Origin of the sequence: Limosilactobacillus urinaemulieris (assembly GCF_014838745.1) — a bacterium.
GTDB lineage: Bacteria > Bacillota > Bacilli > Lactobacillales > Lactobacillaceae > Limosilactobacillus > Limosilactobacillus urinaemulieris.
The window spans coordinates 36,402-62,011 of the sequence record NZ_JABUXR010000007.1 but is presented as its reverse complement, the minus strand read 5'-3'; the positions used below and the strand labels follow the sequence as shown (position 1 = coordinate 62,011).

At 36.8% G+C, this 25,610-nt stretch carries 36 protein-coding genes, 1 tRNA gene and 1 pseudogene; 24 read left to right on the top strand and 14 right to left on the bottom strand.

Going from position 1 to position 25,610, the window contains the following annotated elements; all coding sequences use genetic code 11:
• Positions 1-66 precede the first annotated feature (66 nt).
• A complete protein-coding gene (locus HUK45_RS04975) occupies positions 67-1,698 on the top strand; it encodes a putative polysaccharide biosynthesis protein (protein WP_191911364.1) in 1,632 nt (543 codons plus the stop codon).
• A gap of 95 nt (positions 1,699-1,793) precedes the next feature.
• Here the strand turns inward: HUK45_RS04975 and HUK45_RS04970 are convergent, their stop codons facing one another.
• The gene (locus HUK45_RS04970) at positions 1,794-2,654 is read right to left on the bottom strand and encodes an NAD(P)H-hydrate dehydratase (RefSeq protein ID WP_191911363.1); all 861 of its coding nucleotides are present in this window, start codon (positions 2,652-2,654) and stop codon (positions 1,794-1,796) included.
• Between the two features lie 94 nt (positions 2,655-2,748).
• On the opposite strand from HUK45_RS04970, the gene pepV reads away from it, so the two are divergent.
• The 5 genes and pseudogenes from pepV (at position 2,749) to HUK45_RS04945 (ending at position 7,539) form a co-directional block, all read left to right on the top strand.
• Positions 2,749-4,149, top strand: a complete 1,401-nt coding sequence (gene pepV / locus HUK45_RS04965; protein WP_191911362.1) for a dipeptidase PepV — start codon at positions 2,749-2,751, stop codon at positions 4,147-4,149.
• Positions 4,150-4,211: 62 nt separating this feature from the next.
• Entirely contained in the window at positions 4,212-4,709 is a 498-nt protein-coding gene (locus HUK45_RS04960) for a universal stress protein (protein ID WP_191911361.1), read from the top strand.
• Between the two features lie 215 nt (positions 4,710-4,924).
• A pseudogene (locus tag HUK45_RS04955) lies at positions 4,925-6,313 on the top strand (L,D-transpeptidase).
• 161 nt (positions 6,314-6,474) lie between these two features.
• The gene (locus tag HUK45_RS04950; protein ID WP_191911360.1) at positions 6,475-7,197 is read left to right on the top strand and encodes a glycoside hydrolase family 73 protein; all 723 of its coding nucleotides are present in this window, start codon (positions 6,475-6,477) and stop codon (positions 7,195-7,197) included.
• A gap of 201 nt (positions 7,198-7,398) precedes the next feature.
• Positions 7,399-7,539, top strand: coding sequence for a hypothetical protein (locus tag HUK45_RS04945; RefSeq protein WP_191911359.1), 141 nt, complete (start codon positions 7,399-7,401; stop codon positions 7,537-7,539).
• 146 nt (positions 7,540-7,685) lie between these two features.
• On the opposite strand, the gene HUK45_RS04940 is transcribed toward HUK45_RS04945, so the two are convergent.
• Positions 7,686-8,984, bottom strand: a complete 1,299-nt coding sequence (locus tag HUK45_RS04940; protein WP_191911358.1) for an MFS transporter — start codon at positions 8,982-8,984, stop codon at positions 7,686-7,688.
• A 244-nt stretch (positions 8,985-9,228) separates the two neighbouring features.
• Between HUK45_RS04940 and HUK45_RS04935 the strand changes: the two genes are divergently transcribed.
• Complete coding sequence (locus HUK45_RS04935; protein WP_191911357.1) at positions 9,229-10,071, top strand: metallophosphoesterase family protein; 843 nt, start codon at positions 9,229-9,231, stop codon at positions 10,069-10,071.
• An 85-nt stretch (positions 10,072-10,156) separates the two neighbouring features.
• Here the strand turns inward: HUK45_RS04935 and HUK45_RS04930 are convergent, their stop codons facing one another.
• Positions 10,157-10,792 carry a deoxynucleoside kinase gene (locus HUK45_RS04930; RefSeq protein ID WP_191911356.1) on the bottom strand — a complete coding sequence of 212 codons (636 nt, stop codon included), beginning with the start codon at positions 10,790-10,792 and terminating at the stop codon, positions 10,157-10,159.
• Between the two features lie 214 nt (positions 10,793-11,006).
• Between HUK45_RS04930 and HUK45_RS04925 the strand changes: the two genes are divergently transcribed.
• From HUK45_RS04925 to HUK45_RS04905, 5 genes are all read left to right on the top strand, one after another.
• Positions 11,007-11,615, top strand: coding sequence for a hypothetical protein (locus HUK45_RS04925; RefSeq protein WP_191911355.1), 609 nt, complete (start codon positions 11,007-11,009; stop codon positions 11,613-11,615).
• Positions 11,616-11,668: 53 nt separating this feature from the next.
• Entirely contained in the window at positions 11,669-11,896 is a 228-nt protein-coding gene (locus tag HUK45_RS04920; protein WP_191911354.1) for a hypothetical protein, read from the top strand.
• Positions 11,893-12,567: a CPBP family intramembrane glutamic endopeptidase gene (locus HUK45_RS04915; RefSeq protein ID WP_191911353.1), complete on the top strand. Its 675-nt coding sequence runs from the start codon at positions 11,893-11,895 to the stop codon at positions 12,565-12,567. Before HUK45_RS04920 ends, HUK45_RS04915 begins: the two co-directional genes overlap by 4 nt.
• Positions 12,568-12,984: 417 nt before the next feature.
• Positions 12,985-13,269 (top strand): YbjQ family protein, encoded by a 285-nt coding sequence (locus HUK45_RS04910; RefSeq protein ID WP_191911352.1) that lies wholly within the window; start codon positions 12,985-12,987, stop codon positions 13,267-13,269.
• Positions 13,270-13,329: 60 nt separating this feature from the next.
• Positions 13,330-13,413, top strand: a tRNA-Leu gene (locus tag HUK45_RS04905).
• 145 nt (positions 13,414-13,558) lie between these two features.
• Here the strand turns inward: HUK45_RS04905 and HUK45_RS04900 are convergent.
• From HUK45_RS04900 to HUK45_RS04865, 8 genes are all read right to left on the bottom strand, one after another.
• Positions 13,559-14,653: a tyrosine-type recombinase/integrase gene (locus HUK45_RS04900; RefSeq protein WP_191911351.1), complete on the bottom strand. Its 1,095-nt coding sequence runs from the start codon at positions 14,651-14,653 to the stop codon at positions 13,559-13,561.
• A gap of 154 nt (positions 14,654-14,807) precedes the next feature.
• Positions 14,808-15,815, bottom strand: coding sequence for an Abi family protein (locus HUK45_RS04895; RefSeq protein ID WP_191911350.1), 1,008 nt, complete (start codon positions 15,813-15,815; stop codon positions 14,808-14,810).
• A 113-nt stretch (positions 15,816-15,928) separates the two neighbouring features.
• Complete coding sequence (locus tag HUK45_RS04890; protein ID WP_191911349.1) at positions 15,929-16,351, bottom strand: hypothetical protein; 423 nt, start codon at positions 16,349-16,351, stop codon at positions 15,929-15,931.
• Between the two features lie 96 nt (positions 16,352-16,447).
• Positions 16,448-16,729: a hypothetical protein gene (locus HUK45_RS04885; RefSeq protein ID WP_191911348.1), complete on the bottom strand. Its 282-nt coding sequence runs from the start codon at positions 16,727-16,729 to the stop codon at positions 16,448-16,450.
• A 53-nt stretch (positions 16,730-16,782) separates the two neighbouring features.
• Entirely contained in the window at positions 16,783-17,265 is a 483-nt protein-coding gene (locus HUK45_RS04880) for a hypothetical protein (RefSeq protein ID WP_191911347.1), read from the bottom strand.
• Positions 17,266-17,288: 23 nt separating this feature from the next.
• On the bottom strand, positions 17,289-17,477 hold the full coding sequence (locus HUK45_RS04875; protein WP_191911346.1) for a hypothetical protein: 189 nt from the start codon (positions 17,475-17,477) through the stop codon (positions 17,289-17,291).
• 477 nt (positions 17,478-17,954) lie between these two features.
• Entirely contained in the window at positions 17,955-18,386 is a 432-nt protein-coding gene (locus HUK45_RS04870; RefSeq protein WP_191911345.1) for an ImmA/IrrE family metallo-endopeptidase, read from the bottom strand.
• Positions 18,387-18,400: 14 nt separating this feature from the next.
• The gene (locus HUK45_RS04865; protein WP_191911344.1) at positions 18,401-18,823 is read right to left on the bottom strand and encodes a helix-turn-helix domain-containing protein; all 423 of its coding nucleotides are present in this window, start codon (positions 18,821-18,823) and stop codon (positions 18,401-18,403) included.
• Between the two features lie 299 nt (positions 18,824-19,122).
• On the opposite strand from HUK45_RS04865, the gene HUK45_RS09700 reads away from it, so the two are divergent.
• Positions 19,123-19,245 (top strand): hypothetical protein, encoded by a 123-nt coding sequence (locus HUK45_RS09700; protein ID WP_268890010.1) that lies wholly within the window; start codon positions 19,123-19,125, stop codon positions 19,243-19,245.
• Here the strand turns inward: HUK45_RS09700 and HUK45_RS04860 are convergent.
• Positions 19,237-19,485 carry a hypothetical protein gene (locus HUK45_RS04860; RefSeq protein WP_191911343.1) on the bottom strand — a complete coding sequence of 83 codons (249 nt, stop codon included), beginning with the start codon at positions 19,483-19,485 and terminating at the stop codon, positions 19,237-19,239. The two genes, HUK45_RS09700 and HUK45_RS04860, sit on opposite strands and share 9 nt — an antisense overlap.
• Before the next feature lie 59 nt (positions 19,486-19,544).
• Here HUK45_RS04860 and HUK45_RS04855 point away from each other — a divergent pair, with 59 nt between their 5' ends.
• Together HUK45_RS04855 and HUK45_RS04850 are read left to right on the top strand one after the other, a co-directional pair.
• On the top strand, positions 19,545-19,748 hold the full coding sequence (locus HUK45_RS04855; protein WP_191911342.1) for an XRE family transcriptional regulator: 204 nt from the start codon (positions 19,545-19,547) through the stop codon (positions 19,746-19,748).
• A 4-nt stretch (positions 19,749-19,752) separates the two neighbouring features.
• On the top strand, positions 19,753-20,037 hold the full coding sequence (locus tag HUK45_RS04850) for a hypothetical protein (protein ID WP_191911341.1): 285 nt from the start codon (positions 19,753-19,755) through the stop codon (positions 20,035-20,037).
• On the opposite strand, the gene HUK45_RS04845 is transcribed toward HUK45_RS04850, so the two are convergent.
• Together HUK45_RS04845 and HUK45_RS04840 are read right to left on the bottom strand one after the other, a co-directional pair.
• The gene (locus HUK45_RS04845; protein WP_191911340.1) at positions 19,964-20,308 is read right to left on the bottom strand and encodes a hypothetical protein; all 345 of its coding nucleotides are present in this window, start codon (positions 20,306-20,308) and stop codon (positions 19,964-19,966) included. The genes HUK45_RS04850 and HUK45_RS04845 overlap by 74 nt on opposite strands.
• Before the next feature lie 132 nt (positions 20,309-20,440).
• A complete protein-coding gene (locus HUK45_RS04840; RefSeq protein ID WP_191911339.1) occupies positions 20,441-20,968 on the bottom strand; it encodes a DUF2513 domain-containing protein in 528 nt (175 codons plus the stop codon).
• Positions 20,969-21,144: 176 nt separating this feature from the next.
• On the opposite strand from HUK45_RS04840, the gene HUK45_RS04835 reads away from it, so the two are divergent.
• The 9 genes from HUK45_RS04835 to HUK45_RS04795 all read left to right on the top strand — a co-directional run bounded on the left by HUK45_RS04835 (position 21,145) and on the right by HUK45_RS04795 (position 25,609).
• On the top strand, positions 21,145-21,975 hold the full coding sequence (locus tag HUK45_RS04835) for an AAA family ATPase (protein ID WP_191911338.1): 831 nt from the start codon (positions 21,145-21,147) through the stop codon (positions 21,973-21,975).
• Positions 21,972-22,385 (top strand): ORF6C domain-containing protein, encoded by a 414-nt coding sequence (locus tag HUK45_RS04830; RefSeq protein WP_191911337.1) that lies wholly within the window; start codon positions 21,972-21,974, stop codon positions 22,383-22,385. Before HUK45_RS04835 ends, HUK45_RS04830 begins: the two co-directional genes overlap by 4 nt.
• Complete coding sequence (locus HUK45_RS04825) at positions 22,378-22,776, top strand: hypothetical protein (protein WP_191911336.1); 399 nt, start codon at positions 22,378-22,380, stop codon at positions 22,774-22,776. Before HUK45_RS04830 ends, HUK45_RS04825 begins: the two co-directional genes overlap by 8 nt.
• Positions 22,777-22,814: 38 nt before the next feature.
• The gene (locus HUK45_RS04820) at positions 22,815-23,069 is read left to right on the top strand and encodes a hypothetical protein (RefSeq protein ID WP_191911335.1); all 255 of its coding nucleotides are present in this window, start codon (positions 22,815-22,817) and stop codon (positions 23,067-23,069) included.
• Positions 23,070-23,156: 87 nt separating this feature from the next.
• On the top strand, positions 23,157-23,357 hold the full coding sequence (locus HUK45_RS04815) for a hypothetical protein (protein WP_191911334.1): 201 nt from the start codon (positions 23,157-23,159) through the stop codon (positions 23,355-23,357).
• A gap of 40 nt (positions 23,358-23,397) precedes the next feature.
• Positions 23,398-23,595, top strand: coding sequence for a hypothetical protein (locus tag HUK45_RS04810; protein WP_191911333.1), 198 nt, complete (start codon positions 23,398-23,400; stop codon positions 23,593-23,595).
• A 142-nt stretch (positions 23,596-23,737) separates the two neighbouring features.
• Positions 23,738-23,953, top strand: coding sequence for a hypothetical protein (locus tag HUK45_RS04805; protein WP_191911332.1), 216 nt, complete (start codon positions 23,738-23,740; stop codon positions 23,951-23,953).
• 10 nt (positions 23,954-23,963) lie between these two features.
• Positions 23,964-24,821 (top strand): DnaD domain protein, encoded by an 858-nt coding sequence (locus HUK45_RS04800; RefSeq protein ID WP_191911331.1) that lies wholly within the window; start codon positions 23,964-23,966, stop codon positions 24,819-24,821.
• On the top strand, positions 24,821-25,609 hold the full coding sequence (locus HUK45_RS04795) for an ATP-binding protein (RefSeq protein ID WP_191911330.1): 789 nt from the start codon (positions 24,821-24,823) through the stop codon (positions 25,607-25,609). The genes HUK45_RS04800 and HUK45_RS04795 overlap by 1 nt, the downstream gene beginning before the upstream one ends.
• Position 25,610: the final 1 nt, after the last annotated feature.

The following is a 25,610-nucleotide window of genomic DNA, read 5'->3' as shown; positions in this document are numbered from 1 at the left end:
AATGCTCCATTAAGGATAGAATGATTAGTATTGATTTTAAAAAGTAAAAGGTAGGATTTAAAAGTTATGAGTGAAGGACAGCAAAAGGATACTGCTCGTTCAAAAATGTTGAATGGTTCAGCATGGATGACAGCGGGAAATATTACTTCGCGCATCCTTGGGGCAATTTATATTATTCCCTGGGTTACCTGGCTAGGGGCTTATAGTGATGAGGCCAATGCCTTATATGCCCAAGGATATAATATTTATAGTCTTTTTATTACCATTTCAACTGCTGGAATTCCATCAGCAATTTCCAAACTGGTTGCTCACTATAATGGATTAAATGAGTATGGGGTCAGCCAAAAATTAAATCGATCGGCATTGTACATGGCACTTGCGTCGGGGGTCATTTGCGGTACCATCATGATGTATATCGCTTCATGGCCAATCGTTTACAATGGTGATACAAACTTAATTCCCGTATTGCGGTCGTTAGCTTGGGCAATCTTCATTATCCCGTTAATGGCAATTAGTCGGGGGATTTTCCAAGGATACAGTATGATGGCGCCCTCTGCAATTTCACAGTTTGTGGAACAGCTCTTTCGGATAATTTACATGTTAGGAGCAACTTACCTAATCATGAAGATTCAAAAGGGCAGTTGGGTTGCAGCAGTTAGCCAGTCAACGTTTGCTGCCTTTATTGGAGCGATTGGTGCTTGTGCCGTTCTCTTCTTGGCATGGCTGAAGTATCGGGGGGTTATGCGCGGAACCGGTACTATCGAACAGCCAGTCACTGAAGTATCAACGACTGAACTAATCTTGAAGATCGTTTATCAATCAATTCCATTTATCATTATTGAATCAGGGATTAATCTCTTCCAGATAGTTGATCAGTATAGTTTTAAGCGGATGATGCCATTAGTCGGGCATTTTTCTAAGTACCAAATTGATGTTTTATATGCCTTGTTTGCGTTTAATGCCAATAAACTTTACATGATTATTATTGCCTTAGCAAATGCCTTAGCGGTCACTGCTATTCCGTTATTGGCGATGGCACGGGCAAGAAATGATCATGCGGGAATGAGAAACCAAATTGAGAATGTCCTAATGCTCTTTTATTTTGTAATGATTCCGGCTGTTCTTGGATTATATGCGGTTGCCCAACAGGTATACACTGTCTTTTATCGGTATAATCATGCTGGGGTAATCGTCCTGGAATTTGCTGCTTTCATCTCTATTCCGTTAGGTTTGTATACGGTTGCAGCGGCAATGATGCAGGGGATTTCTGAAAACCGGCGAATGATGAAATACTTAGGAATTGGGCTACTAATTAAGTTAGTAATTCAATTCCCATGTATCTGGATTGCGCAGGGCTTAGGACCATTGCTGGCTACGGGGATTGCGATGATGGTTATTAATTACCTTATTATCCATTCATTTAATCAGGAATTCCGTTTGAACTTCGAACAGATGGCGTTGCCAACCAACCAAATCTTGGCATACTCACTTGTTATGTTAGTGGCTACTAAGGGTGTAATGCTTTTATTAGGATTATTTATTAGTCCTTATGGGCGTTATACTGCTTTCTTCACTTTAGTAATTGGCGTTATTGTTGGGGCAGGAGTCTATGGTTACTTATCATTACACTTCCGTCTTGCGGATAAGTTGCTTGGTAGCCGAGCACAAAGATTACGACAATTATTCCATATGAGTTAACGTAAAACTGAAGAAGCTGGGAATAGTTAAAGTCCGGGAAAAACAAACCGTCTTTCCCGGACTCTTTATTTTTAAAATTTTAATTGTAAAAGTGATTAACTCAGGAAACCAATCTGGTGCTCAGTCTGACCGCTCTCCATTTTCTTCATAAATGATGGTAGGGCTCGACTGATTTGGTGTGGAAGAACGAGGTATTGATTTTTGGCGATCTGTTCAGCTACCGCACTATGAGCATAGACAGCTGCTAAAACTGCCTTTAATGGAGCCTTGGAGAATTCGGCAGTAAAACCACCAACCATTCCGGCAAGCGTATCACCCATGCCACCAACAGCTTGAGCAGGAGTACCAATTGTTAATTGATAAACATCATCATTAGTATAAATCTCTGTATGGTGCTTTTTAAGAACGACTGTGGCGTTTAACTTTGCTTGTGCTTCCCGATTTCGTTCTTCGCTCTGTTCTGTTATTTTAATTCCTGAAAGACGCTGCCATTCCATTTGGTGCGGGGTGTAGATAATATTACCCTTTGGTTGAGCGAGGCCTTCTCGAGCCATTAGGGTAATCGCAGAACCGTCAATAACAACGTTTTGCTTTTCGTTAGTATGGTCAAAAACATTTTTAAGAATTGCTAAGCCGGTTTGATCATCCCCAAGGCCTGGACCAACGACCACCGTTGTAGCAGGTTCAACTAAGGATGCTACTTGGTCAGCATTATTAAAATCAGCAAACATTGCTTCTGGTAGTTGTGAATGAAGAGCTCCTGAATTACTAGGATCAGTAGCAGTGGTAACTAGTCCGGCACCAGAACATACAGCAGCAGTAGATGCCATAATAATTGCTCCACCAAAGTTACGGTTACCGCCAATTAAGGTTACCTTCCCGTATGTTCCCTTAAAGCTATCGTTAGGACGTGGCTTAATAACGTCAAACAGGATTTGATCAGTTAATTTTTTCATTTTAATGCTCCTTTATATCAAGTGCTTTCAAACTGAAAACGACTACTTTCATGGTATCATTATTTTAACGAAAAGATTAACGGAGGTTGATAAAATGACGGATTGGATGAAAGCAGCACAAAGTCAGGAAGAAAGCTATCTTAAGGATTTAACTAACCTGTTGAAAATTCCAAGTGTTCGTGATGATAGTGCAGCTACGGATGAATATCCATTAGGACCGATGCCAGCGAAAGCTCTGCAAGAATTTTTGAAGATGGCAAAGCATGATGGCTTCCGAACAAAGAATATTGATAACCTTGTCGGATATGCAGAGTGGGGTGATGGTGATGAAACCTTAGCAATTCTAGCTCACCTTGATGTGATGCCTGCTGGGAAGGGTTGGGATACCGATCCGTTTGATCCTGTTATTAAGGACGGTAACTTATATGCTCGAGGTGCTTCCGACGATAAGGGTCCCGGAATGGCTTGCTATTATGCTCTTAAATACTTGAAGGATCAAGGAGTTAAGTTCAATAAAAAGGTTCGTTTTATTGTGGGAACGGATGAGGAAAGTAATTGGACAGGGATGCACCGCTACTTCGAAGTTGAACCGGCACCGACAATGGGCTTCTCACCGGATGCAGAATTTCCGGTAATTAACGGTGAAAAGGGTCAATTCTCGTTACTCCTTGATGTTCCTGCAGGTAATAGTGGCAAGACTCAGCTTAAGAGTTTCCAATCTGGCTTGCGGTTCAACATGGTTCCTCGTGAAGCGGTTGCCGAAATCACAGTACCGGATAAGGAACGGGTAATGAGTGAATTTGGACAATTTATCGAAAACAACCCAGTGACTGGTAAAGCCGAGGAAACGATGGATGGCTTAAAACTAACTATGATTGGGAAAGCCGCTCACGGGATGGAACCCGAAAAGGGAATTAATGCGGGAACATACTTAGCTTCATTTCTGAACCAGCACGAGTTTACTGGTGATGCCGCTAGTTTCATAAGTTTTCTTGCTAATTACCTCCATCTTGATACGAGAATGGAGAAGTTTGATTGTGCATTTACTGATACTGTAATGGGTGAATTGACAATGAACGCTGGAATCTTGGATTATGATGAGGAGAATGGCGGTAAAATTAACATGAATTTCCGTTATCCAAAGGGAATTACTCCAGATGAAATTCAGGCAAAGGTTGAAAAGGTAACCAAGCCATTATTTATTACCGTTAGTCAGGGTGACGGTCAACTACCACACTATGTCGATCCTAATGATCCAATCGTTAAGACATTAATGGAAGCATATATTGATATTAGTGGTGATCAGAGTGCTAAGCCTGAAGTAGTTGGCGGTGGAACTTATGGCCGGTTAATGAAACGTGGAGTTGCTTTTGGTGCTCTTATGCCTAATACCCCGAATACAATGCACCAAGCAAATGAATATCAGCCCGTCAACGATTTAATTGCTTCAATGGCAATTTACATGCAAGCCATTAATAACCTTGTGGCAGATTAATCGATGCTAAAGCAATATGGTAAAATAAGATTAAGGGTAGATGAATTTCTGGAGGTGTCAATATGAGTTATCAAAAGATCCTTGTCGGAATTGACGGTTCAAAGCAATCAGAAATGGCTTTTTCAAAGGCTATTGATATTGCAAAGCAAAACGATGCAGCATTGTACTTACTTAGTGTAATTAATGGTGAACGCTATCCAACAACAAGTCCAAGCGGTTTTGGCTTTGTTGATAAGAGCATTTATGATTCTGCTATTCAGGAGATGAATAAACGTTTAGCTAAAAATAAGCAAAAGGCTGAAGAAGCTGGAGTTAAGGAAGTTCATACTGATGTTGAAATTGGGAATGCTAAAGTAGAATTAGCCGAGAAGTACCCAAAGGATAACCAAATCGATCTAATCGTAATTGGCGCTACCGGGTTAAATGCGATTGGTCGCCTAATCGTTGGTTCAACTGCTGCTTATACTGTTAGAATTGCTCCTTGTGACGTGACAGTAGTTAAAACTGATTTAGAAAATAAGAAATTAGATATTAAAGAAAGTAGTTATCCTGAGATTTAACTACTAGTTCAGAAGACTTCTGGGATCGGATATTTCCTCATCCCAGAAGTTTTTTACAGTAAAATTATGATTTAGTAAAAATTAACTATGGAGAACTAATAATTCCGTGTTTTTGATAACGTATGTTCGATAAAGCATGCTAAATTCAGTAGATCGTGGTAAAATATGACAGTCGATACTTTGCTACTACTGATTCGACGTGAGGAGTATTTTCAATGCGTTTTCAATTGAAGCACTGGCTATTAGTAATTATTGTATTATTATTATTTGTTCTTGGAATTAATTGGTGGCACCAAGCACATCATTTTAACAAGAATGTTACTATCAATGGGATTAATGTTGGTGGATTAACTACTAAGCAAGCCCTAAAAAAGGTTAAGTCAACGAAAAATCAAAATCAGGTTTATTTAAATGATGATTTAATTTACGATGGTTCTGATACTGACTCAGCATTTACGTTAGCAGATGAAGGTAAGGTGAAAAAGGTATTTCGTGAGCAGTTTACACTCTTTCCTTCTCGAAAGGCTTATTCTTTAGAAGTAAAGCCTAGTAAGCGGGATCTCAGTCAGTATGATGCAAAAAAAGCAACCGTCCAGTCACTCCTTCAACGGGAAAATCTGGGACGACAAGCTCCGGTAGATGCCTATGCCGAACTTCGGAATGGGAAGGTAGTTATTCATAAAGGGCAGAAGGGAACCAAAATTGATGAGCAACGGATTCTGCACCAACTTAGTTCTCAGGCAACCAACAGTAAGATTTATCTTACTGCTAAGCAACAACAACCGCTGTCACCAGATAGCAAACCTGTGCAAAATGAAAAGAAGCAGTTGCAAAAGCTCACAGGGAAAAAGGTCAACTATAAAGTTGAAAAGCAGACTTATCATTTAACAACGGATAATGTGATTACAAGTGCTACCTACAAAAATGGTCAATACCACTTTAATACATCTGTTATAGATAAGAAGATTAAACAGATTAATAAAAAATAAGCAACGCTGGGTAAAGCATTTAAATTCAAGACTCCTGATGGTAAGGAAATAACTACTACAAGGGATGGTGGTTATGGATGGAAGATAAGTGCTGAGCGTGCAGGAAAGTCTTTAGCTAACGCAATTGCGGATGGTAAATCTTCTGTAAATGCTAAGGCAGATATTTATGGAATTGGCTATAATCGTCGCGGAACTGGTTATGGAGTAACGGAAAACGATGGAATCGGTAATACCTATGCTGTTATTTCAATTGCCGATCAGCATGCCTGGTTCTATAAAAACGGTAAGTGTGTAGACGATGTCGATGTTGTTACCGGGAAGATGAGCAATAAGGCCGACCAAACACCTAAGGGAGTCTGGTATATCATGTATAAGCAATCTCCTTCAGTTCTAAAGGGGACGAGCGATAATGGCTCTAAATATAGCAGTAAGGTTCAATACTGGGCTCAATTTACCGATAGTGGTTGTGGCTTCCATGATGCTTCATGGCGGCATAATTGGTCTAAGACTGCTTACTTAAATGATGGTTCAAATGGTTGTGCTAACATGCACCCAAGCGATGCTGGTGGGGCATATAATAGTCTTGAAGTTAATGAACCAGTAATTATTTACTAATAAGAATATAAAGGGTTAGTGATGTTCGATAAGGGAATATTACTAATCCTTTATTAGTTAATGGGAAGTCGTATATACTCAAATAATTTTTGAATTTAAAGGTGCAAAGTTAAATTTATTCCGTATTGATTATTTAGAGGACTAATACGGGAGTAAGATAGATGAATGATAAGGTGATTTTAGGAACAGTTGTAATGTTAGTTTCGCTTAATACAGCATTACCTGGTCTTGCTAGTCAACAGGATGACGCACGAAATGCTGCTGAAATTGCAGTAATTAACCAAGAAGCGGTGGATGCCCAAGTTCTACGAAGCCATGGTGATGCGTATACGCGTGAGTTCCTACTTCAATTCCATAATGCAACACAGAAATATTGTCAGGCATTTCAGTTAGGAGTAGCAGATCAGGAAGAGGGAAGGACCCGTGCATTTAGTGATCATGTAGAACAAGCTGCTTACCAACGAGGAATTGAAAAGGCAAAAGCACAGGTTCAGGAAAAAACAGGAGTAAAAGAAAATACCCTCCCTGACCAACTAATTGATCAGAAAAAGTATTTACCAAAGCAGCCATTACCAAATCAAGCGTATTTTATTAATCAGATTGCTGATGATGCACAACAAATTGGTAAAGACTATGATCTATACCCATCCATTATCATTGCACAAGCTGCATTAGAGAGTAGTTGGGGAACGAGCGAGCTTAGTTTAGCACCGCACCATAATTTGTTTGGTGTGAAAGGGAAGTATAATGGGCATGGTGTGTTAAAGCCAACAACAGAATTTATTGGCTCTCAATCAACACAGGTTCAGGACATTTTTCGTTCGTATATTAGTAACAAGCAATCCTTACAAGACTATGCTAAGACGCTCCAGCAACCCTTATAACCCTTATATAGAGAAGTACATCGTTCGGTTACGCAAAGCTACCGTGAAGCAACCCATGCACTTGTTGGTCGTTATGCGACAGATCCTGATTATGATAAGAAATTAAATCAAATTATTGATAGTTATCGGCTGACAAAGTATGATGAACCGAAAAAAGACGGGAACGATCAAACACAAACTATGAATAGCAAGCAATTAAGAATGCCTCAAAAAACTCATTTAAGGAATTCTCACCAACGGACGATTCCAAAACATAAAAAGTTTTCACCAGTTATCTCGGTTATTGGTGGTGCCGCATCAGCTGGAGCACTTACTGGTCTAAAGAAGCTTCTTGTGAGTTAGAAAAAAGAGAGGAGCGAGAATTAGCTTATTCTCGTTACTTGGCTCTCAACATAGGGCTTAATTAGTGGCTGGTCAAATGGCTGAGTATTGCCTTTAAAACAATGAAGAGGTCGGGTTATTTTCCGACCTCAATATTAGATGGGATATCATAACGTATTATGGTACTTCTTTAAAAGGAAAATGAAAAAGATAATACAGATAATTGAGGAAACAGCTACGATCCCAAATCCGGCATTCCAGCTGGTTTTACCAACAACGGAACCAATTCCATATGAAGCAATGACTTCACCAAAAGCATAGCCGAAGAACCCAGACAAACCAATCCCTGAGGCGACTGATTCTACTGGCAGCGCGTCCATAATTACGATTCCAATTAAGACTTGCTGACCATAAATACAAATCCCTAAAATTCCTAAGATAATATTAACGATTACAATACTTTGAGATAGGGCATAGAAGGGAATTAAAATTAGAATAATGGTTGAAGTAACCAACATTATTGGAACACGACGACCATTTAAGACTTTGTCTGATAACAATCCTAGAAGAATTGTTCCAGGAATTGCGGTATATTCGAAAATGGTAAATGCTGAGTTAGTTGCAACTGAAGAGAACCCCTTAGAGGTTGAAAGATAAATAGGAATCCAATTTTCAATTCCGTAACGTAAGATGTACGAGAAAGCATTCATGATACAAAGCGCCCAAACAATCGGGTTCTTCATAATGTTGTCTCGGAAAGCACCCCATGAGGTTTTATGTTTAATATTCTTTTCTTTGTTTTTATTAACTTTTGGTAGACCGACTGATTCAGGTGTATCAACACCTAATGCCATTACAATTAATGCCATTACAATGGAAATTAATGAGGGAATTAAGAAAATGTTATGAATATTCGCTGCTCCAAAAGCGCCAACAGTTCCGGCAACAATTAATGAAGCAGTTCCCGAACCAATATTATGTGAAATGTTCCATGTACTTGTTGCTGTGCCGAGTTGGTGCTCATCAAACCATGTTGCTAATGATTTTTGGCAGCAGGGAGCGCCGATTCCCTGAGTTACACCGACCCCAATCATCAATAAAACCATTACCCATAAATTGCGTGTGTAGCCGAAAAAAGTATTAAAAATTGCAGATAAGATTAAGCCTACACCAACAAAATAACGGGGATTTAGGCGATCGGCAAGTAACCCCATAAAAAATTTACCAATTCCGTATGAAATTGCAAGAGCTGATAAAACAAGTCCAATATCGGCAGTCGTTAAACCAACGTCTTTTGTCAGATATGGTGATGAAAGAGTAAAGTTTGATTTGATGATGTAGTAGCTTGCATAAGCTAGAATAGTGCTAACTAAAATTCTGGTCCGGTACTTAATAAAAGCACTGTGTCTTTGCTCTTTCGGGATTAATTTGTCAGCTGGTGCACTTGGCAGTAACCAATTAACCATGGCTAACCCTTCTTTCAAATGAATTAACTCACTTATATTTAAATGGGTCAGCCTTAGAATAGAAAATAAAGAAAGCGCTGTCAATTTAGCTATTAAATTATATTAAAACATTCATAAGTTCTCTTCTGGTTTACTATTTGTGCAAACGATTGTCTAAAAATTTTAGTTAAATTTACTGAATTGAATCTAAATCTGAATTAACTATACTGAAATTGTAATAATAAATTGAAAAGTGATGATCAGTATGGAACGACGAATTGCAATCATTGCAGATATCCATGGTAATTATACGGCTCTAAAAGCAGTTCAAAATGATATTAGCAAGCAGGATGTAAATGAATGCTGGTTTCTAGGAGATCTATTCATGCCAGGACCAGGAGCAACAGATATTTGGAGAATATTAAAATCATTAAATCCATCAATTTGTCTTCGAGGAAACTGGGATGATGATTTAGTGCAAGCTTATTATGGTCAGCATTCTTACGATGATGAGACTAAAATTATGATTTCACGAGTTGGCGAATATATTGGTAGTCAGGTTGGCTCTAGAATTATTAATCAAATCAAGAGATGGCCGATAACGGCTGATACGCAGGTTGGTGCATTGCATATTACTTTAAGTCACAATCTTCCTAAAAGTAATGCCGGACAAGGCCTGTTTCCAACTAACGATCAGCAACAAATGGATCAGATTATGCCTTTGCCTGGATATTATGATGTTGGAATTTATGCCCATGTACATCACCAATTATATCGATATACTAGTCAAGAACAGTTGATTCTCAATCCTGGTTCTGTTGGCGAACCTTATGATGGCTGGAATGTTCATCAGAATAATCTTCGTGCTCGGTATTTATTGCTTACAATTGATGATGAAGGGATCGCTGATCTTGATTACCGGAGAGTAGAGTGGGATCGTCAAGCTGAACGGGAACGCACTTTGAATGCAGATTTACCATACAAAGAAATGTATTTACGTCATTTAGAAAATGGTCGAAATTTTATTCATGACCAACCATTCTTAGCTCAAATTAATCATAAGCACGATTATTTACAGGATGTTATTCATTATTCTAGTAAACATTAAATAAAAAATAGCTTAGCCCAAGTTGATTCATTGAATGGATCAACGTTAGCTAAGCTACTACTAGTATTGATTGTTAAATTTTTTATTAGTTACGAATATCTTTTAATCGATCATCAATCAAACTAAGGACAGTTTTAACATTTTGTGGATCTTCTAGATCGTACTTTTCCAGATCGATTTTCATTTTTGGGCTGGCATCGTAATCATGATACCAATCCTTATAGGCATTCCACATTTTGTAATAATAATCTTTTAATTCGGGATTCTTATCGATTTGTTCATAGTCCCGACCGCGTTTCTTAATGCGATAAAGAATTGTTTCAAAATCTGTTTCAGAATAAACCATTAAGTCAGGCGCTTTTTTTGGTAACCGATTAAGATCAGCCATCATGTTATCTAATAGTTTAAGGTAGACCTCTAATTCTGTATCGCTAATGTTTCCTTCTGCATTATTCTCACGAGTAAATAATGCGTCTTCATAAATGGAACGATCTAAAACATTGTTATCATCGGATAATGCTTGTTTGATCATTGAAAATCGTTTGTTAAGAAAGTAGATTTGCAATAAGAATCCGTATTGTTTTGGATTTGCATAATAAAGTGGTAATACTGGATTTTCACCAACCGGCTCATAGTAAGCCTTTGTATTTAAATGTTCTGCAATCTTACCAGTTAAGGTAGTTTTGCCGACCCCAATCATTCCTGCAGTAATTATCACCATAATGGCCCCTCTTTACTATAATTTTAAACACAAGCACTATCTTACTACAAAATATTGTGGATTCCTATTTAATTTTTGATATATTTTGTATGAGGGAGATAGTCACTTATCGGTTTATACCTACTTAAGAATTGAATTTTCTTGATGACTCTTGGTAGACTATTTTTTGTAAATTTTTATTTGATTAATCAAACGACAATTAGGAGGCAAATATTTGAGAGAATCAAATAGGCAAGATATTAAAATTCAATTAACCATTGCTAAACAACAGGGAAAATTGATTGAAGTACATAATATTAAAGATGATGATTATTTTAATGTTGGCTTTGTAGTGGGCATTGATAATTATTTTTGCTTGATGATCAGTATTGATTGGGATGGAAAAATTAACGGCTTAATTGCAATTCGTCTTGATAGCATTATTACTGTCAATGATCAAACAGACTACCTAACAACTGTTTCCGAAAAAACTAAGGTAGCCCATGAACATCATTATTTCGATATTTGGCAGGTTCAACAGTTTCTTGATGAGCGTCCAGAAATAACAAGCGGAAATATTCTCATGAACGTATTAAAAGATTCTGCTGATAACCAATTACCTGTTGTTATTGGAACAAAACAATACCAAGGAATGGATGACTTTTCGGGAATGATCCACGATTTAAATGAGATTACGTTAAATCTTCACTATTTTAACGAGAAAGATCTGTCTTCAATGTGGAGTTATGATATTCTTATTTCACAGATCGATTATGTCCGTTCTCGTGGAACACAAATGGCAACAACCAAGCAAATCTTGGAAGATGTTTTTCACCAGGATTAAAGTGCTATGTAACTGAGAGGTAATTTTTGGACAAGACGATGGAGGATTAAAGAGTGAAAGCGGAATTAATTTTAAAAGTAGTATTACCCCCATTAATTATTTTTGCAATTTTAGTAGCATTAACGATTAGCAAAGTAATTTCTGGTTGGTCGATGTATATTTTATGGATTTTGGGATTTGTAGTTGCTAACTTAATGGTAACGAGGGTAACCGCAAAATGGAGTTACCAGCAACGAAAGCAAAAGCGCCTTCAAGAACAAAAGAAGGGGCAGCAAAAATGAGTAAATTTTTTTCTCTTATTAAACGTTGCTGTTTAATGGCAGCTCTTTTCTTATGTATTGAGTTACCATCGATTGCAATGCAAATCGCTAATCGAAGTAATAGGGTGACCGTTAAGACTATTGGATTAGTTTTTCTTTTTCTTCTGCTGTTTTGCTTTATTATCGTTTGGTCCCGAAAAACGTACCACCGTTATAACCAGTTACCGATTAAAAAGAAAATCAACTGGAAATTAATTCTTGGTGGGTACCTGTTTATTTTAGTAGGGGAATTTATTCTTGGTGTGCTGAATGTTTTAATTTACCACCAGACAGAAACAGCGAATAATCAGAGCCTGATGACGATTTTGGGACATAATCCATTAGTAACAGTTGTATTTGCAATTTCAGCGGTGATTTTGACTCCGATAGCGGAAGAACTGATTTTTCGTGGAGTATTAATGAACCTTTTCTTTAAACCAAATACTTTCTGGCCAAAGGTAATCTTATCTGGGATCGTTTTTTCCGCTGGGCATATTAGCACGAATATTATTAGCTTTCTCTTGTATTGTATGCTGGGGATGACATTAGCGTATGTTTACCGAAAAAGTGAGGACATTCGTAACTCGATGCTACTGCACGGTTTAAACAATTTAATTGCGATGTTATTAATGCTATCACAAGTATTTAATTAATCCTTGAAAGCGGTTACTAAAGGCGGTATATTATTGGTGAGGAAGGATAAAGAGATAATGTTAAAAACATTACGTCTCCCGTTCCAATAGAGTCGAAGGAAGTTAAGGAGTAGACTAGAAGCAACGTAAGAGTAACCGGAAAGATCTTGATTTAAATTGTGGTTACCAGGGTGCACTATTTGAACGGTAACGAATAAAAGCGACTTTGCGGAAGATTAGAATCAAAAGTTTGTATTTAGTAATAAAGTTCAGTGCAAAGTGGCAAGATTCCTTCCGTAGATATTATGAGGAAGCGGCTAACAGAAACTAATAGGTTGGACCCCCCCTCATAAATACAGACGAGGCTTTAACGTTTAGACTGACTGAACGTTAAAGCCTTTTTGTTAATTTGGTATAATAAATAAGGAGGTGAGTGAAATGTTTCTTTCAACAGAAGATTATCCACAAGCACATAAAGTTTTAGGCGTTGTTGATGCGACGGCTCATTTAATGTTGCCAAGCGATGCAATTGATTCATTTGAATCCATGGATCAGCTATTTAGCGAAGTTCAGCAGAAATTGCGTGAACGGGCAACCGAGAAGGAAGCTGATGGAATTGTTGGCGTTCGTTTTAATACTAATGTAGCTAACGTTCAGGTTGCCCCGAAGTTCTTGGTTTTAACTGGTTATGGGACAATGATCCAATTCATTAAAGATAAATAGGACTTGTAATTCAATAAAATTCCAGTATAATAAAATTGTTGTTATTTCATTAATAACGATGCCCCAGTGGCGGAATTGGCAGACGCGCAACGTTCAGGTCGTTGTATGGGTTTCCATGTACAGGTTCGAATCCTGTTTGGGGCATTTTTAAAGAAAATTGAAGAATAATGAAGAAAAGGAAAATCACCGTTAACCATTGATATTAAAGGACTAGCGGTGATTTTTTAATTTTAAAGAAATCATGGAAAAACATAAGAAATAATGACTTTGGGTCCCAAATGGGTCCCATTTAAATCCTTGATAGAGCAGTGATAATTTGCTTATCAGTTTTACTTTGGTACTCATCAATCAGGTATGCATAAGTGTTGGCAGTTATTGAGATATTACTGTGACCTAATCTTTTGCTGATTGCATATAGATCTATCCCATTTGCCAACAGGAGCGCCACATGGCTGTGCCTAAGTGAATGAAAATGAAAGTTACGTCGATCAATGTTTAAGCTCTCTAATAGGCTCCTGAGCGTTTTATTAACTGCATTACTTGTGGGGATGCTTTTGTACTGATTTATAAACACTAAATTTGATTGTCGATTATCCTGGAGTATTTTTAAGTAGTGTAATAACTCAGGATTAACTTTAATTTTTCGATTACTTGATTCAGTCTTCGTTGGTTTGAAATCATGAGTTTTCATATCCCACGATTTGTTGATGTTTATTGTCTGGTGTAACCAATCAATGTCATTCCAGGTTAAAGCTTGAATCTCAGCTAGTCGCATACCGGTGTAAATAGCGGTGACAATCATAAAACGACTAGTAAAGCCAGGGCGATGTTCAATCTTATCAGTCGCAGCGGTTAGTAATTGGTGAATTTCTTTAAGATTCAAATAGTCTACTTTTACGACTTTATCTTTATTAGCAGTCAGCTCTACTCGTTGAGTGAAATCTTTATATAAGTAATCATCTAAGATAGCCGACTTAACACATGCCCGAATAATTGAATTAACTTTTTTGACGGTAGTAGGGGCGTGAGTAGAACCATATTGATTGATAAATTCTTGATACTTCACTCGGGTAATTGATTTTATCTTGTCATCATGAAAGAAGTCTTCGAGCGCTTCACCAGTATATTTGTAACGGTCAAGTGTAATTGCTGATAGTTTATCTTTCTTATAGGTGTTAACCCAGTTGTTGTAATAATCGACCAGACTAATTTCTTTAGCGATTTGCACGCCTTTGTTTAATTTGCTTTCTTGGTCGACTGCCCATTGCTTAGCAAGGATTTTAGTAGAAAAGCCCGACTTGGACTTGGAATGACGTTTACCGTCACTATCGTACCAGCGGACTTTTGTAGACCAGGTTTTACCACGTTTAAAATACGTTGCCATAGTATATCCCTCCATTTTTGGTATAATGAAAGGGTTGAATCTGTTATCCATATAATTCAACCCATAGTCTTGTTAGTGTTGCCGCACTAGCAGGGCTTTTTTCGATCTGTGATAGAAGTCACTCTCAATTTTTGGCTTAGAATTGAAAGTGGTTTTAGTTGTTAGTTGGAAACTTCATATTCATAAATCTTTTTAATCTTATGATAAAGTTCTTATCAACCTCAAATAAGTCATAAATACTTTTACCATTAAAAAGAGTTTTATTACCATAAGTATCGACAACTAATTTTAATTCATCAATCATGGTAGATATAAGATATTGATCGTCAAGAAGAACCATAATGCTAACTATAACTGAGAAAAGGCCATTCCGGGGTAAAGTGATTTCTTTTTCTGCTTTATAGAGAAATAAAATCGAAAAATTTTCTAGAAAACGTATTTTTTGTGTATCAGTTTCACTAAGTTGCAACTTAAAGGTTCTATTACCGTGAGCAGAAAGATTTCTAAACCTATAAACCTGTTCTAAACAAATCTTACAAAATTGTAATTTATCATCAGTGCTTACAACACCCTGTTTAGTCATTCTTGAAAGAAAAAGACTTACAACTGACTTCTTTTCGTTAATAGACAAGGCAGAGTACCAATTTACCATAGAGCCAAAGCTAATTACTTCTGCTGCTATCCAAGGTGGTAAATTGCCTTCTTCGTTTATATAATGTCGAGCAATTTTACTACTCTGTTTAGCATCTTCAATTGCTTGCATAAAATCATTAATTTTTCCACGTTGTGATTTAGATTTACTATAATTTCTTTTATCTAAATATTTTTCTTCTTCAATGGAGAAATTTTGAGCTACTATGTTTGAAACGAGAGCCTTTAATCTTTCTTCTACAGCTAATGAATATTTAAAAATAATATTACTGACTTGAATGTCTATCCAATGAACCTGATATAACATTTCAAAAGAAGTTCCTTTACGATATATATCAGGTTCTTTTTGTTTTAAGAATATGTCTTTATAGCCATTGACGATAGAGTAGTATGGAAATGTCATCAAAGCATTTTTAGCAAACTCGTAATCGTTTATTTCTATACCACGGCTTTTTAAAATTGCTATTTGCTCATCAAATGTTTTATAAGGATGTTTAAAATTTTTAACCATGCAAAAAGAGCCTCCCCACTGTACAGCGGGAAAGCTCTTTTTCGCAAGTCACATCAAGGTAACCCATTTCAGATATCTTTATCATACTGTACAGTGTAAAATTAGTCAAATCATTAATCAACAAACTCAACAATATCTCCAACAGAAATAGTTGAATTAGGTTTAATGTTCTTTATTTCCGAACTATTCACATTTAGGCTTTCAAATTGTGGTGATGAAGCTTCCTTAATAAGAGGAGGAATACTAGAATTGTTAAGATCTTTTGTTACTTTTTTTCTCGCAATTGAATATTTGTCGCGGACATCGGTAATCTCTAAATAATCAATTGGAGGATTATAACTACCCAACGGTTCATTTGTGTCGGGATCAGTGAGTTCCATACCTTTAGACTCCACAACAATTTTTTGACCAATTTTTGCGTATTTTAGCTCACTACCAAATGGTAAATCATCTCTGTTTACATCATCATCATATCCGTAATTAATAATTATTCTTGTATCATCTGGAATTGCTACTACTTTAATTTCTTTTGTCATTATTTTTACCTCAAAAAAAGGAACTAGTTAATTTATATATACGTTGGGCTTTAGATATTTTAGTATATCGTTATCTGCCATATTTATTGAAATATTTTATTTTGCCATTAATCCTAAAATAAAAAATATTATTGCAACACCAGCATCGTTTAGTAATTTATTGATAACAATTGATAGTTTGACCAGAAAGCTTTCATTTTTAAATTCTTTTGATGAAGAACCAAAGGCAATATCTAGGCAAGTCGCTATGATAACTATTGTTAATAGGACAGTTATAAAATCATGTGATATTAATAAATGCATGAGCATTACGAGTGCAGTTATTAATGGGACAACAAACCAACCGTTGTTTAATAGTTCATCTATTTTATTTTTCATCCATACACATCCTTTCGTCCCATCCTCTTCGGGTGGGATGTTTTTAGTTATGATTAATAATCGTTTTCAATTGATTCATTTTCTTCGGGAGTTCGCTGGCTACCGGGTGTAGGGGTACCATCTGGATAGTATTGCCCACCACTCTTTTGTTGCCAATCAAGCTGCCATTCTACCCAAGCGTCCGGTGAACCATCTGGATTAGATCCAGCTGCATGGTCTTGACCAGGCAATAGAGGAGCACCATTGGGATCATATCCACGCTGTCTATTTATCTCTCCTTGTGTTAATTGTTGCCCACCGTTGTTACTTGTTTGTGTCTGACTAGTCTGCTGATTTTGGTGGCTACTTGTTTTAGCATTCGATGAAGTGGATGATGATTTTTTAGAAGAAGTACTCTGTTTAGTTTTATGTTTTTTGACCACTTTGCTACTGCTTGCCTTGCTAGACGAACTAGATTCCTTTGATGATTGATTACCACATGCTGCTAAGCTCATCCCCGTTAGAGTGACAGCACAAATTAGGCCTATCTTTTTCATTTTGATTACTCCCAAACACTCGTTTAATAATCGTCAGCGTTATCGTCTTTGCCGGACCATACGCTAAATGATGACACTTTAGCATCCTTATCATTAGAAACCCGTTGCATAGAAACGTGATACCATTTTCTACTCTTAGGTGAGTAAACGTTAAATGAGTTTCCTTCAGGCAAAAAGTCATCACTGTCGGTTTTATCTTTTGTGTATTTCAAATCAGAGTCCTGGAACACATCAGTAGATAGCTTATTCATAACGTCAGTAACATTATTGGGGTTAGCACCATAAACGTATTTAATGGCAGTAATCTTGTTATCGTTATTGATAAAGTATCTAAGGTTATCTTCATCTTTATCTACATAATAAGCGCCATCTGCTTCTTCTTTTGCTTCGGACTTATCAATTTTGCTTCCTATTGAGTTAGTGACTTGCTCAGTTTGCGGTTCTGAATTCGTGTGATGAAATTGATCTTGATAAATATAGCAAGCTATACCAAATCATACCAATAGAGCAAATACATACTTAGCTTTGTTGTATTTTATTCTTTCTCTTCCTTCTACAGTAAAAGGTAATGCAAGGAACATAACGATAAGAATGATTGCTAACCAAAAGCAAAGTATCCATAACCAGTGTGGCATAATATAAATTCCTCCCGACAGCTTTTAACGTCGATCAGTATATTGGACGTAATGTTAAAGTTCTACGTATCTCTCAGCCCACAGTGGAATGCCACAAGCCTTGAGCAGTTGCTCTTTGGTTTCAAAATCATGTTTGTTAATGCCATCAAGCATCAAATCAACCATGAACTCATTAGCTTCCGCTTCGTCTCCGATAGAAGAGAAACGAAGGTTCTTTCTATCAAGGTGTTCGGCATTTCCTTTGTGTCGGCAGAAGTGGTGACCAAGCTCGTGACCACAAGAATAAGTATTTTCAAACTCGCTATTTCGTGTTGAAAGTACGATAGCGGGTATTCTTTTTATCACGGTATGGTAAGCCATGATTTGTTTCCCGAGATCATCATAATACACAGGAATATTTTTTGCTTCGCATATTTTAATTGGATCACGAGTCCCAGTAGAATAGACAACTTTATGAGCTTTTCGCTTAATGCGTTCTCTTAGCATAAACGGTCACCCCATTAATCATTATTCTTTCTATACTTTTTTGGTGTAAATTTCTGTTTTGCGATTAGTTTTGACTGACGAATGACATTTTCAAGAGAAGCACGCAGTAATTCGGCATCTTCTTCGTCAATCTCTTCTCCGCCATTCTTCATATAAGCTAGAGAAGAATCATTGCTAAGCCCCTCAGTCATATCAGTAAGGATCTTTTGGACATCTCGTTCGTCTTTACGAGTAAATTGAGGGGTATCGGTACGACCTAAGAGATAATCGGTAGATACATTAAAATAATCAGCTACTTTTTCAAGACGGTCACCATTAGGTGTTTTTTTCTTCCAAGAATATAACGAATTTCTCCCAAAATTTAGTTTTTCTTCTAATTCTACAATTGAAATACCTTGTTTCTCAGCTAATTTTTTTACTCTGTCAAATACAGTCATGAAAGCATTTCTCCCATTATGTAGCAATCCACATTAAACTTTATTGTAGAATTATGTTGACTTCTATAATAAAGTTTAATATACTATTGCTGTAAGTTAAGTTAATAGAAAAAATAACGTAGTAAAATTATGCAGCATTTGCATTGATGTAGGAATTATCACATAACAGTTGCATTAAAATTACGCTTATTTAACTATGTCTAAAGTCTACAATAAAGTTTAATTGTAGTCAATAGTTCTATCATTTCATCTTACGCTGGGTGGGTCGGAGGAATGAATAAGAAAGGAAGGTTAATTATATGGACTTAGAACTTTATAAAGCATTACGCGATTACATCTTGGATTTGATGAAAATAAAAAGAGCTAGCTTAAGTCCTAAAGATTTAAGCCAGCTACTAAAAGAATTACGTCAATTACGCTAAATCATCAAATTCATCGTGTGGGAAGAAATGCAAGGATTCAATCACTCCAGGTCGAATAGTAACAGTATCAGTTTTACCTACAAAGCTTACTTCTGATACAACGCCATTCAATGAGAATGATGAAAAGTCTTTTTCAATTGTTTGCTTTTCGTCCTCTACTACAGAATAAAACTCGATTTTAACTAGTTTAGTAACTCTTAATGGATCATGACGATTCTTTTGAAAAATATCAACATCCATATATTTTCACCACCTTTATACTGACCTGTTTTTAATTTTATCAGAAAGGAGGCAACGCGATGCCAGAAACATTAAGTGGACGTGAACGTATTATTAATTACTTAGCTGACCATGATATTTCTCGTGCACAGCTTGCAATTATGTATGGCATGAACAAGCAAGATGTGTCTGATTACTTGGCTGGTCGGAAGAAAAATCCAGCCGCTAATAAATTCATTATTACGTTGATTAAAGACTTTGGAATTAAATATGAAAGGAAGTGATGTCATGAAACCGTCAGAAGAATTTCTGAAAGCATTCGCTAATGAAGAAAAGCTCTTAGCACATGAGGTTGCAAAAGTAGATCCTCATAAGCCAAACGCCTATCAACAAGTAATTAAATTAGCACGTGAATATTCAGATTATTTTGACCGAAATGGTCAGCCAATGCTTGCCATTGAATTCAGAGAGTTTATTAAAGGGTGTTTTGCAAAGAAAGTTAACGCAAGTAGTACCGCATCTCTTGGAATTCGTGGGCTACTTCAACGAGCTGTTGACGGTTTTCGTCCGTAAGTCGTTGCTTTGCTTTCAATGTTTCTACAATTGCAATAAAAGCTTTTATATCAGCGATGAAATCATTATATTTTCCAGGATCTCTAACAGTGCTGGTTTCACTAAAAAGACTTTGGAAACTATCAAAGTTCTTTTTGAACAGATTAAAACGAACCTCTAACTGTTTGGCATGTGCTTTATCAGTAGTTAGTCCTTCAACGATTCCATCAATGTCATCAAGCAATAGTTGCTGATATGTAGGAGCTAAGTCTGCGTATAGTTCTGAATCCATAATATCTGCCTCTTTTCATAGAAGATGGCCTAATTATAACAAAACAAAAAGGAAGTGATGAGGATGGCAAAGAAAAAAACTGAGGGTGTGGTTGTACTAATCTGGCTAACACTTAGTAAGTGTTTGAAATAATTACAGTAATTGCTTTCTTAATCTGGAAAACAAAAATAGCGCTGTTCTTTTTGAGTGCTCAAACATTGCTATGGATTTTGATGATTTTGTTGTTCTGGTTATGGAAAAGAAGCTTGAAGAAGCTACTGTAAGTGCCATTGTATCTTCAACAATTTTTGCAATAACTTGAGAAGCAATGTTAGAAACAAGACTGACAGATACACTAGTAAACTTACCGGTAATACTTTTTGTTTTACTCCAAACTTTTGGATCACGAATGTTATCCAGAAATTCGTGACCTTTCCAAGTAATAGAGTAAACGTATATATCTCCGATGGTGTTATTAGCGGGACATAAATTCCCGTTTATATAACCTCCTTCAATAAGCTTGGAGACTGTGTAAATGAATTCATCATGTCCTAAGGATTTATAGCTTTCGAAAGTTGCTAAACCATTAGGAGACCATATATTAGTTTGTGATCCATCCCATGTTAAACAGCTTTCTAAATCAAGCATAACCATACGAATACTATCAGTTTTTAATTTCAATTTTATTACTTCCTTTCTAGGAAGAATTATACCAAAGCATTTTGAAGTGGAAATGAAAGGAAGCAATTATCACGAACGAATTAGAACCGTTATCCAATAATTTAGACAAGATTACTACTGAAATCAAAACTTACCAGTCAATTGGTGGACAAGCTATTTTTGAAATTGGACGTCGGTTGAAATGGGTTAAAGAACACGATTTAGCTCATGGTCAATTTATTAATTGGCTCCAGTCCTTAAAAATAGATCGTTTTCAAGCAGCACATTTCATCAAGATTGTTGAAGAACTTCAATCAAATGTGGGTACGTACACACATTTGGGAGCAAAAGCTCTTTATCTTATCGCAACCATGCCACCAGAAGAGCGGGATAAGCCTCAGCAATTATCTAACGGCAAAACAAAGAAGCCTGAAGACATGACCGTTCGGGAGCTTCGTGAAACTAAACGTAAGCTTAAGCAACGTGAGCAAGAATTGTCTGCTAAAGATGCTCAAATAGCAGACCAGCAGGCTGAACTTGAAGAAAATCGCAAAACACAAGTAGAACTTACCGATCAACTCCGCAAAGCTTCAAACAGTCAACCAGCTCCTAAAGTAATTACAAAGACAGTTACTAAAGAGGTGCAGGTTGAACCTGATGACTATGAGCAACTTAAGCAAGAAAAGAAGCAATTAGAAGAAAAATTCAGTAAAGCAGCTGGTGAACTTGATAGGGTCACTAATAGACTTAAAGATTACGAGGATGCAGAACACCAAGAACATAGAGCTAATCATTGGAAAAATCAAGGACGTGTGAGTGTCTATAAACTTCGTAGTAATATTCATAATTTTTTGATTACTAATGAAATTGGATCGGAAGATCGTGAAACAGCTCTTGATTCTGGTAAAGCAGCGTTGGAAAGCCTGAATAAAGCATTAGATGATTTACAGTCATGGATTGATGATAAGCGGTCAATTACTGGGGGTCGTCGAACTGTAAATACATTAGAAGGAGAGATTATAAAATGATTAGAAATAGTGAGATTGTAGGAAAGAGCACGGGTCACGTAGCACAGAAGAAAAGAACTCAACTAATGGCCGAAATGGTTACGTCAATTGATGAATTAGATACGCGGGTTACCAGTCTTGAAGATACTATGCGAATTAATGGAACGCAGGAATATAAGATTCATGAAAAGGGTAAAACTTCGGTAATTAAGGCATTGGGCGGAAAAGATACACCAGCATATAAACAACTAGGAAGAAAAGTGTTCTCAGCTATTTGGAGTGAATTTAAGCATTATTTTGATATTCCACGATATAACGAGTTGCCTGCGAAGCGCTTCAATGATGGATTAAGGTTTGTTGAAACATGGCACCCTAAGCAGGAATTACTGATGGATATTGAAGAGCTTAATAAAGGAGTTGGCAATGACTAAAACACCACAGCAAGCAGTCTATGAATTAATTAAATATTGGTCACCAACTATCGATAAACAAAGTTGGAAATTGCAAAAAGGATGGTTGTTTACTCTGGCGGATTTAATTGAGGAGTTAACGCCTCAACAATTTGAGCAAATATTCCCAATAAAGAAGCAATTCAAAGGGCGAGAAGAGGGATTCAAAGATTACTACACAGTTGTTGATTGGATTGGTGAAAATATTGGTCAAAATAATAAGATTCCTAATGGTGTCGAATTTATGTTTGAATACTTAAACACAAATGTTGAGATTGCAGCTGTAAAGGCAATGAAAATTATTGGGAAATTTCATCAGCGACAAAATGGGGAAGGACTAATTGAAGCTTTTTTTGAAAAATCAGAAAAGTAAATAAGCGATAACGATAAACCAAGAAAGGAGCTAATCCGATGAGTGCATTACTTGAACTCGTTAAGGAGACACCGCCTGAGGACAGAAAGGCAGTTGCAGAATACTTGAAGCCGTATTTAATAACTGAGAAAGAGAAACCAGTGGTTGAACACTGGGTAAACATTGAAGAACTACGACCATATACACCTGGGAAGAAAGCTAAAGCGTGGATTCAGTTGTACATCCTGGACACTTACCCAAAAACGAGGAAATGGTCAACCAATCCACATCCTGGCAAGGGGGCGGTCAATTAAAGTTAATTTGCCAGTTGCTAGGAAATGGATTGAAGAACATATTGATGTAATTGATTGGGATAAGCCATTACCGTGAGGGGGGGTGATGTGATGAATATGAAATTACGTGATAGGTTGTGGCTTTGGACCAGTCAACATGTTGGTTTGCTTAATTTTATAGTTGCAGTTGTAATTACCGCTTTGATATGGATTGTTGGGTTGACACTGTCTTTTTCACCTAATGAGATTGGTGCGTTTTTATCAATACTGGCAATTATTTTAAGCGCTTTTACATTAGTCATTAGCTAATGTGTTGTAAGTAAATAATTAAATATAAGAGGTGAAATAAATGCAATTTCTTAAGGGACTTTTCTATGCAGGTTGTGGTTGTCTAATGACAATCTTCTACCGCGAGGGGATGGAAGTAGCGATGAGTTGGACGTTTATGATCTGGCTACCATTCATTGCTCACGACTTAGCAGAATCCATCACGCCACACCCAACAAAAAAAGAGCACTCGTTCCGCAAAAACGAATGCTCAAAGTAAATAAGTATATCAAATAGTATTACATAGTTAGTATATCATGCACCACTTGTGAAAGTAAGAGGTATATCAATTGGTAAGAATGAAAGAAAATAAAAGTAATTATGTAGCTGTTACCCACGCAAGTGAAATTGAGGTGTGATAGATGGCAATATTAAAAAAGATCCATCACGGCGATGTGAGATTAATAATTATGGATCATGAAAATAAAATGGCATTTGGCAATGGCGGAACATTATTTTCAATAAATGAGGCTAATGAATTAATCAACTATTTGGAAAATTCAAAACAATACGTAGCTAAAAGGTGTATTGATGTTGATTTGTTTAATAAAAGATTAGATCGAGAAAAGATTAAGTGAGGTGATTACTATGAAAGCTGCATGGCTATATGATGAGCACCCTATTTTAATCGATAAAAAATTAGCTTCTGTTATTGGATTGAATGAATCTATTGTCTTACAGCAGCTTAACTACTGGCTTCACGGTAAAAGTGCTAAACAAATAAATGACAGATTATGGATCTATAACACGTACGATAACTGGCAAAAAGATAATTTTCCCTTTTGGAGCAAAAGTACAGTAAGAAGAGCACTTGATAGTTGCATAAAGAAGGGATTGATCATTACCGGTAATTTTAACAAGGCAGGTTTTGATAATACCAAATGGTATTCGATTGATATTGGAAAACTTGATCAAGTAATGAGCAGTGCATCTGTTCAAAATGAGCAGACGGTCTGTTCAAAACGGACAGATGGAAGTGCTCAAAATGAGCAAGCCAATACCAGATACTACACAGATATTACTCCAGATAAGAATGATGATGATCAACCAGTCGAAGACGCATTTAGTCTGGCACAATTAGCCGGGATAAATGTTAACAGCGGATTAAATCTACCCGTCTTTACTGACTACATTAATCGACTCGGCAACAAATTGGTTTGTTATGCCATCAAACGAACTAATGAGTTAGCGAGTCATCCTAATTGGTCTTATCTCAAAACAGTTTTGAAATCACTTGAAGATAATCACGTTAAAACAATTGAACAAGCCGAAGTACTATCAAAAAAATATGGAAAGCAACGTTATAAGGGTTCAAAACAGAAAACTAAATCAACTCCTGCTTATCAACTTCCCACTAAAGATGAAGGAATGACTCAGGCAGAAGCTTTAGCTAAAGAGCTTGCAAAAGAAGAGGAAGAAGACCGAAAGAAAAGTGGTGATAGCTAATGGCGTTTCAATTAATTGGTGATATTTTACGAAGCCCTAACATGCTTGATATTTTTCGTGAACATGGGGTTGACGTCGATCATCCAGAACTATGTAAAATGCAGGCTGAAATCTATCGCACTAGGACAGCTAAAGAGATTCAAATTGCCGGTGGCGGTGCAAAGTACATCATGTTTGATAGCTTATGCCTTTGGGAAGGCAAAAAGAAGCTTTCTACTACATTTGATAAATGGCAACCAACCACGCAGCAAGATGCAAGACTAGCACAAAACCTTAAAAATTCGGCAGTTAAGTTAGCTAAATCGATGGTTAATCATCCGAAGAAAGTAGTTTTATACGGACCACCGGGAACAGGTAAAACAATGCTAGCACTTGGAATGATGCATTACTTACGTGTTAATGGAAAGACAACCATGTTTGTGTCTTCTACGGAGTTAATCCATCTTTTTTGGCAGTCTTATAAATACAAAGACGCCCAGAACCGTAAAGAAAAGGTTCTGGACGCCATGCAAAGTGTTGACGTATTGGTTTTAGATGACCTGGGTACTGAGGGTGGTGTCAATAGCGACAAGCCTGTTCAAAAAGATGTTCAGCAAGCATTAGAGCAAGTCGCAACAGCAAGATATGACACCAACAATAACCGAGTCGCAAAATCAACAATCGTCACAACCAATAATACACCAGATCAATTAACGATTATATACAACGGGAAGCTTATTAGTCGACTGTTGCCACATAGCATGGCATATCGACTTGATTTTTCAGAACTTAACGACATTCGAGAGTAGA

Bases quoted from the DNA above. Each gene is read 5' to 3' on its own strand.
- HUK45_RS04810 (WP_191911333.1), top strand. From the start codon at position 23,398: ATGCAATTTCTTAAGGGACTTTTCTATGCAGGTTGTGGTTGTCTAATG.
- HUK45_RS04975 (WP_191911364.1), top strand. From the start codon at position 67: ATGAGTGAAGGACAGCAAAAGGATACTGCTCGTTCAAAAATGTTGAAT.
- HUK45_RS04825 (WP_191911336.1), top strand. From the start codon at position 22,378: ATGACTAAAACACCACAGCAAGCAGTCTATGAATTAATTAAATATTGG.
- HUK45_RS04915 (WP_191911353.1), top strand. From the start codon at position 11,893: ATGAGTAAATTTTTTTCTCTTATTAAACGTTGCTGTTTAATGGCAGCT.
- HUK45_RS04845 (WP_191911340.1), bottom strand. From the start codon at position 20,308: ATGGATTCAGAACTATACGCAGACTTAGCTCCTACATATCAGCAACTA.
- HUK45_RS04870 (WP_191911345.1), bottom strand. From the start codon at position 18,386: ATGCTAAGAGAACGCATTAAGCGAAAAGCTCATAAAGTTGTCTATTCT.
- HUK45_RS04960 (WP_191911361.1), top strand. From the start codon at position 4,212: ATGAGTTATCAAAAGATCCTTGTCGGAATTGACGGTTCAAAGCAATCA.
- HUK45_RS04805 (WP_191911332.1), top strand. From the start codon at position 23,738: ATGGCAATATTAAAAAAGATCCATCACGGCGATGTGAGATTAATAATT.
- HUK45_RS04855 (WP_191911342.1), top strand. From the start codon at position 19,545: ATGCCAGAAACATTAAGTGGACGTGAACGTATTATTAATTACTTAGCT.
- pepV (WP_191911362.1), top strand. From the start codon at position 2,749: ATGACGGATTGGATGAAAGCAGCACAAAGTCAGGAAGAAAGCTATCTT.
- HUK45_RS04970 (WP_191911363.1), bottom strand. From the start codon at position 2,654: ATGAAAAAATTAACTGATCAAATCCTGTTTGACGTTATTAAGCCACGT.
- HUK45_RS04935 (WP_191911357.1), top strand. From the start codon at position 9,229: ATGGAACGACGAATTGCAATCATTGCAGATATCCATGGTAATTATACG.
- HUK45_RS04940 (WP_191911358.1), bottom strand. From the start codon at position 8,984: ATGGTTAATTGGTTACTGCCAAGTGCACCAGCTGACAAATTAATCCCG.
- HUK45_RS04830 (WP_191911337.1), top strand. From the start codon at position 21,972: ATGATTAGAAATAGTGAGATTGTAGGAAAGAGCACGGGTCACGTAGCA.
- HUK45_RS04800 (WP_191911331.1), top strand. From the start codon at position 23,964: ATGAAAGCTGCATGGCTATATGATGAGCACCCTATTTTAATCGATAAA.
- HUK45_RS04860 (WP_191911343.1), bottom strand. From the start codon at position 19,485: ATGGATGTTGATATTTTTCAAAAGAATCGTCATGATCCATTAAGAGTT.
- HUK45_RS04795 (WP_191911330.1), top strand. From the start codon at position 24,821: ATGGCGTTTCAATTAATTGGTGATATTTTACGAAGCCCTAACATGCTT.
- HUK45_RS04885 (WP_191911348.1), bottom strand. From the start codon at position 16,729: ATGAAAAATAAAATAGATGAACTATTAAACAACGGTTGGTTTGTTGTC.
- HUK45_RS04910 (WP_191911352.1), top strand. From the start codon at position 12,985: ATGTTTCTTTCAACAGAAGATTATCCACAAGCACATAAAGTTTTAGGC.
- HUK45_RS04950 (WP_191911360.1), top strand. From the start codon at position 6,475: ATGAATGATAAGGTGATTTTAGGAACAGTTGTAATGTTAGTTTCGCTT.
- HUK45_RS04945 (WP_191911359.1), top strand. From the start codon at position 7,399: ATGCCTCAAAAAACTCATTTAAGGAATTCTCACCAACGGACGATTCCA.
- HUK45_RS04930 (WP_191911356.1), bottom strand. From the start codon at position 10,792: ATGGTGATAATTACTGCAGGAATGATTGGGGTCGGCAAAACTACCTTA.
- HUK45_RS04865 (WP_191911344.1), bottom strand. From the start codon at position 18,823: ATGACTGTATTTGACAGAGTAAAAAAATTAGCTGAGAAACAAGGTATT.
- HUK45_RS04890 (WP_191911349.1), bottom strand. From the start codon at position 16,351: ATGACAAAAGAAATTAAAGTAGTAGCAATTCCAGATGATACAAGAATA.
- HUK45_RS04880 (WP_191911347.1), bottom strand. From the start codon at position 17,265: ATGAAAAAGATAGGCCTAATTTGTGCTGTCACTCTAACGGGGATGAGC.
- HUK45_RS04850 (WP_191911341.1), top strand. From the start codon at position 19,753: ATGAAACCGTCAGAAGAATTTCTGAAAGCATTCGCTAATGAAGAAAAG.
- HUK45_RS09700 (WP_268890010.1), top strand. From the start codon at position 19,123: ATGGACTTAGAACTTTATAAAGCATTACGCGATTACATCTTGGATTTG.
- HUK45_RS04820 (WP_191911335.1), top strand. From the start codon at position 22,815: ATGAGTGCATTACTTGAACTCGTTAAGGAGACACCGCCTGAGGACAGA.
- HUK45_RS04900 (WP_191911351.1), bottom strand. From the start codon at position 14,653: ATGGCAACGTATTTTAAACGTGGTAAAACCTGGTCTACAAAAGTCCGC.
- HUK45_RS04895 (WP_191911350.1), bottom strand. From the start codon at position 15,815: ATGGTTAAAAATTTTAAACATCCTTATAAAACATTTGATGAGCAAATA.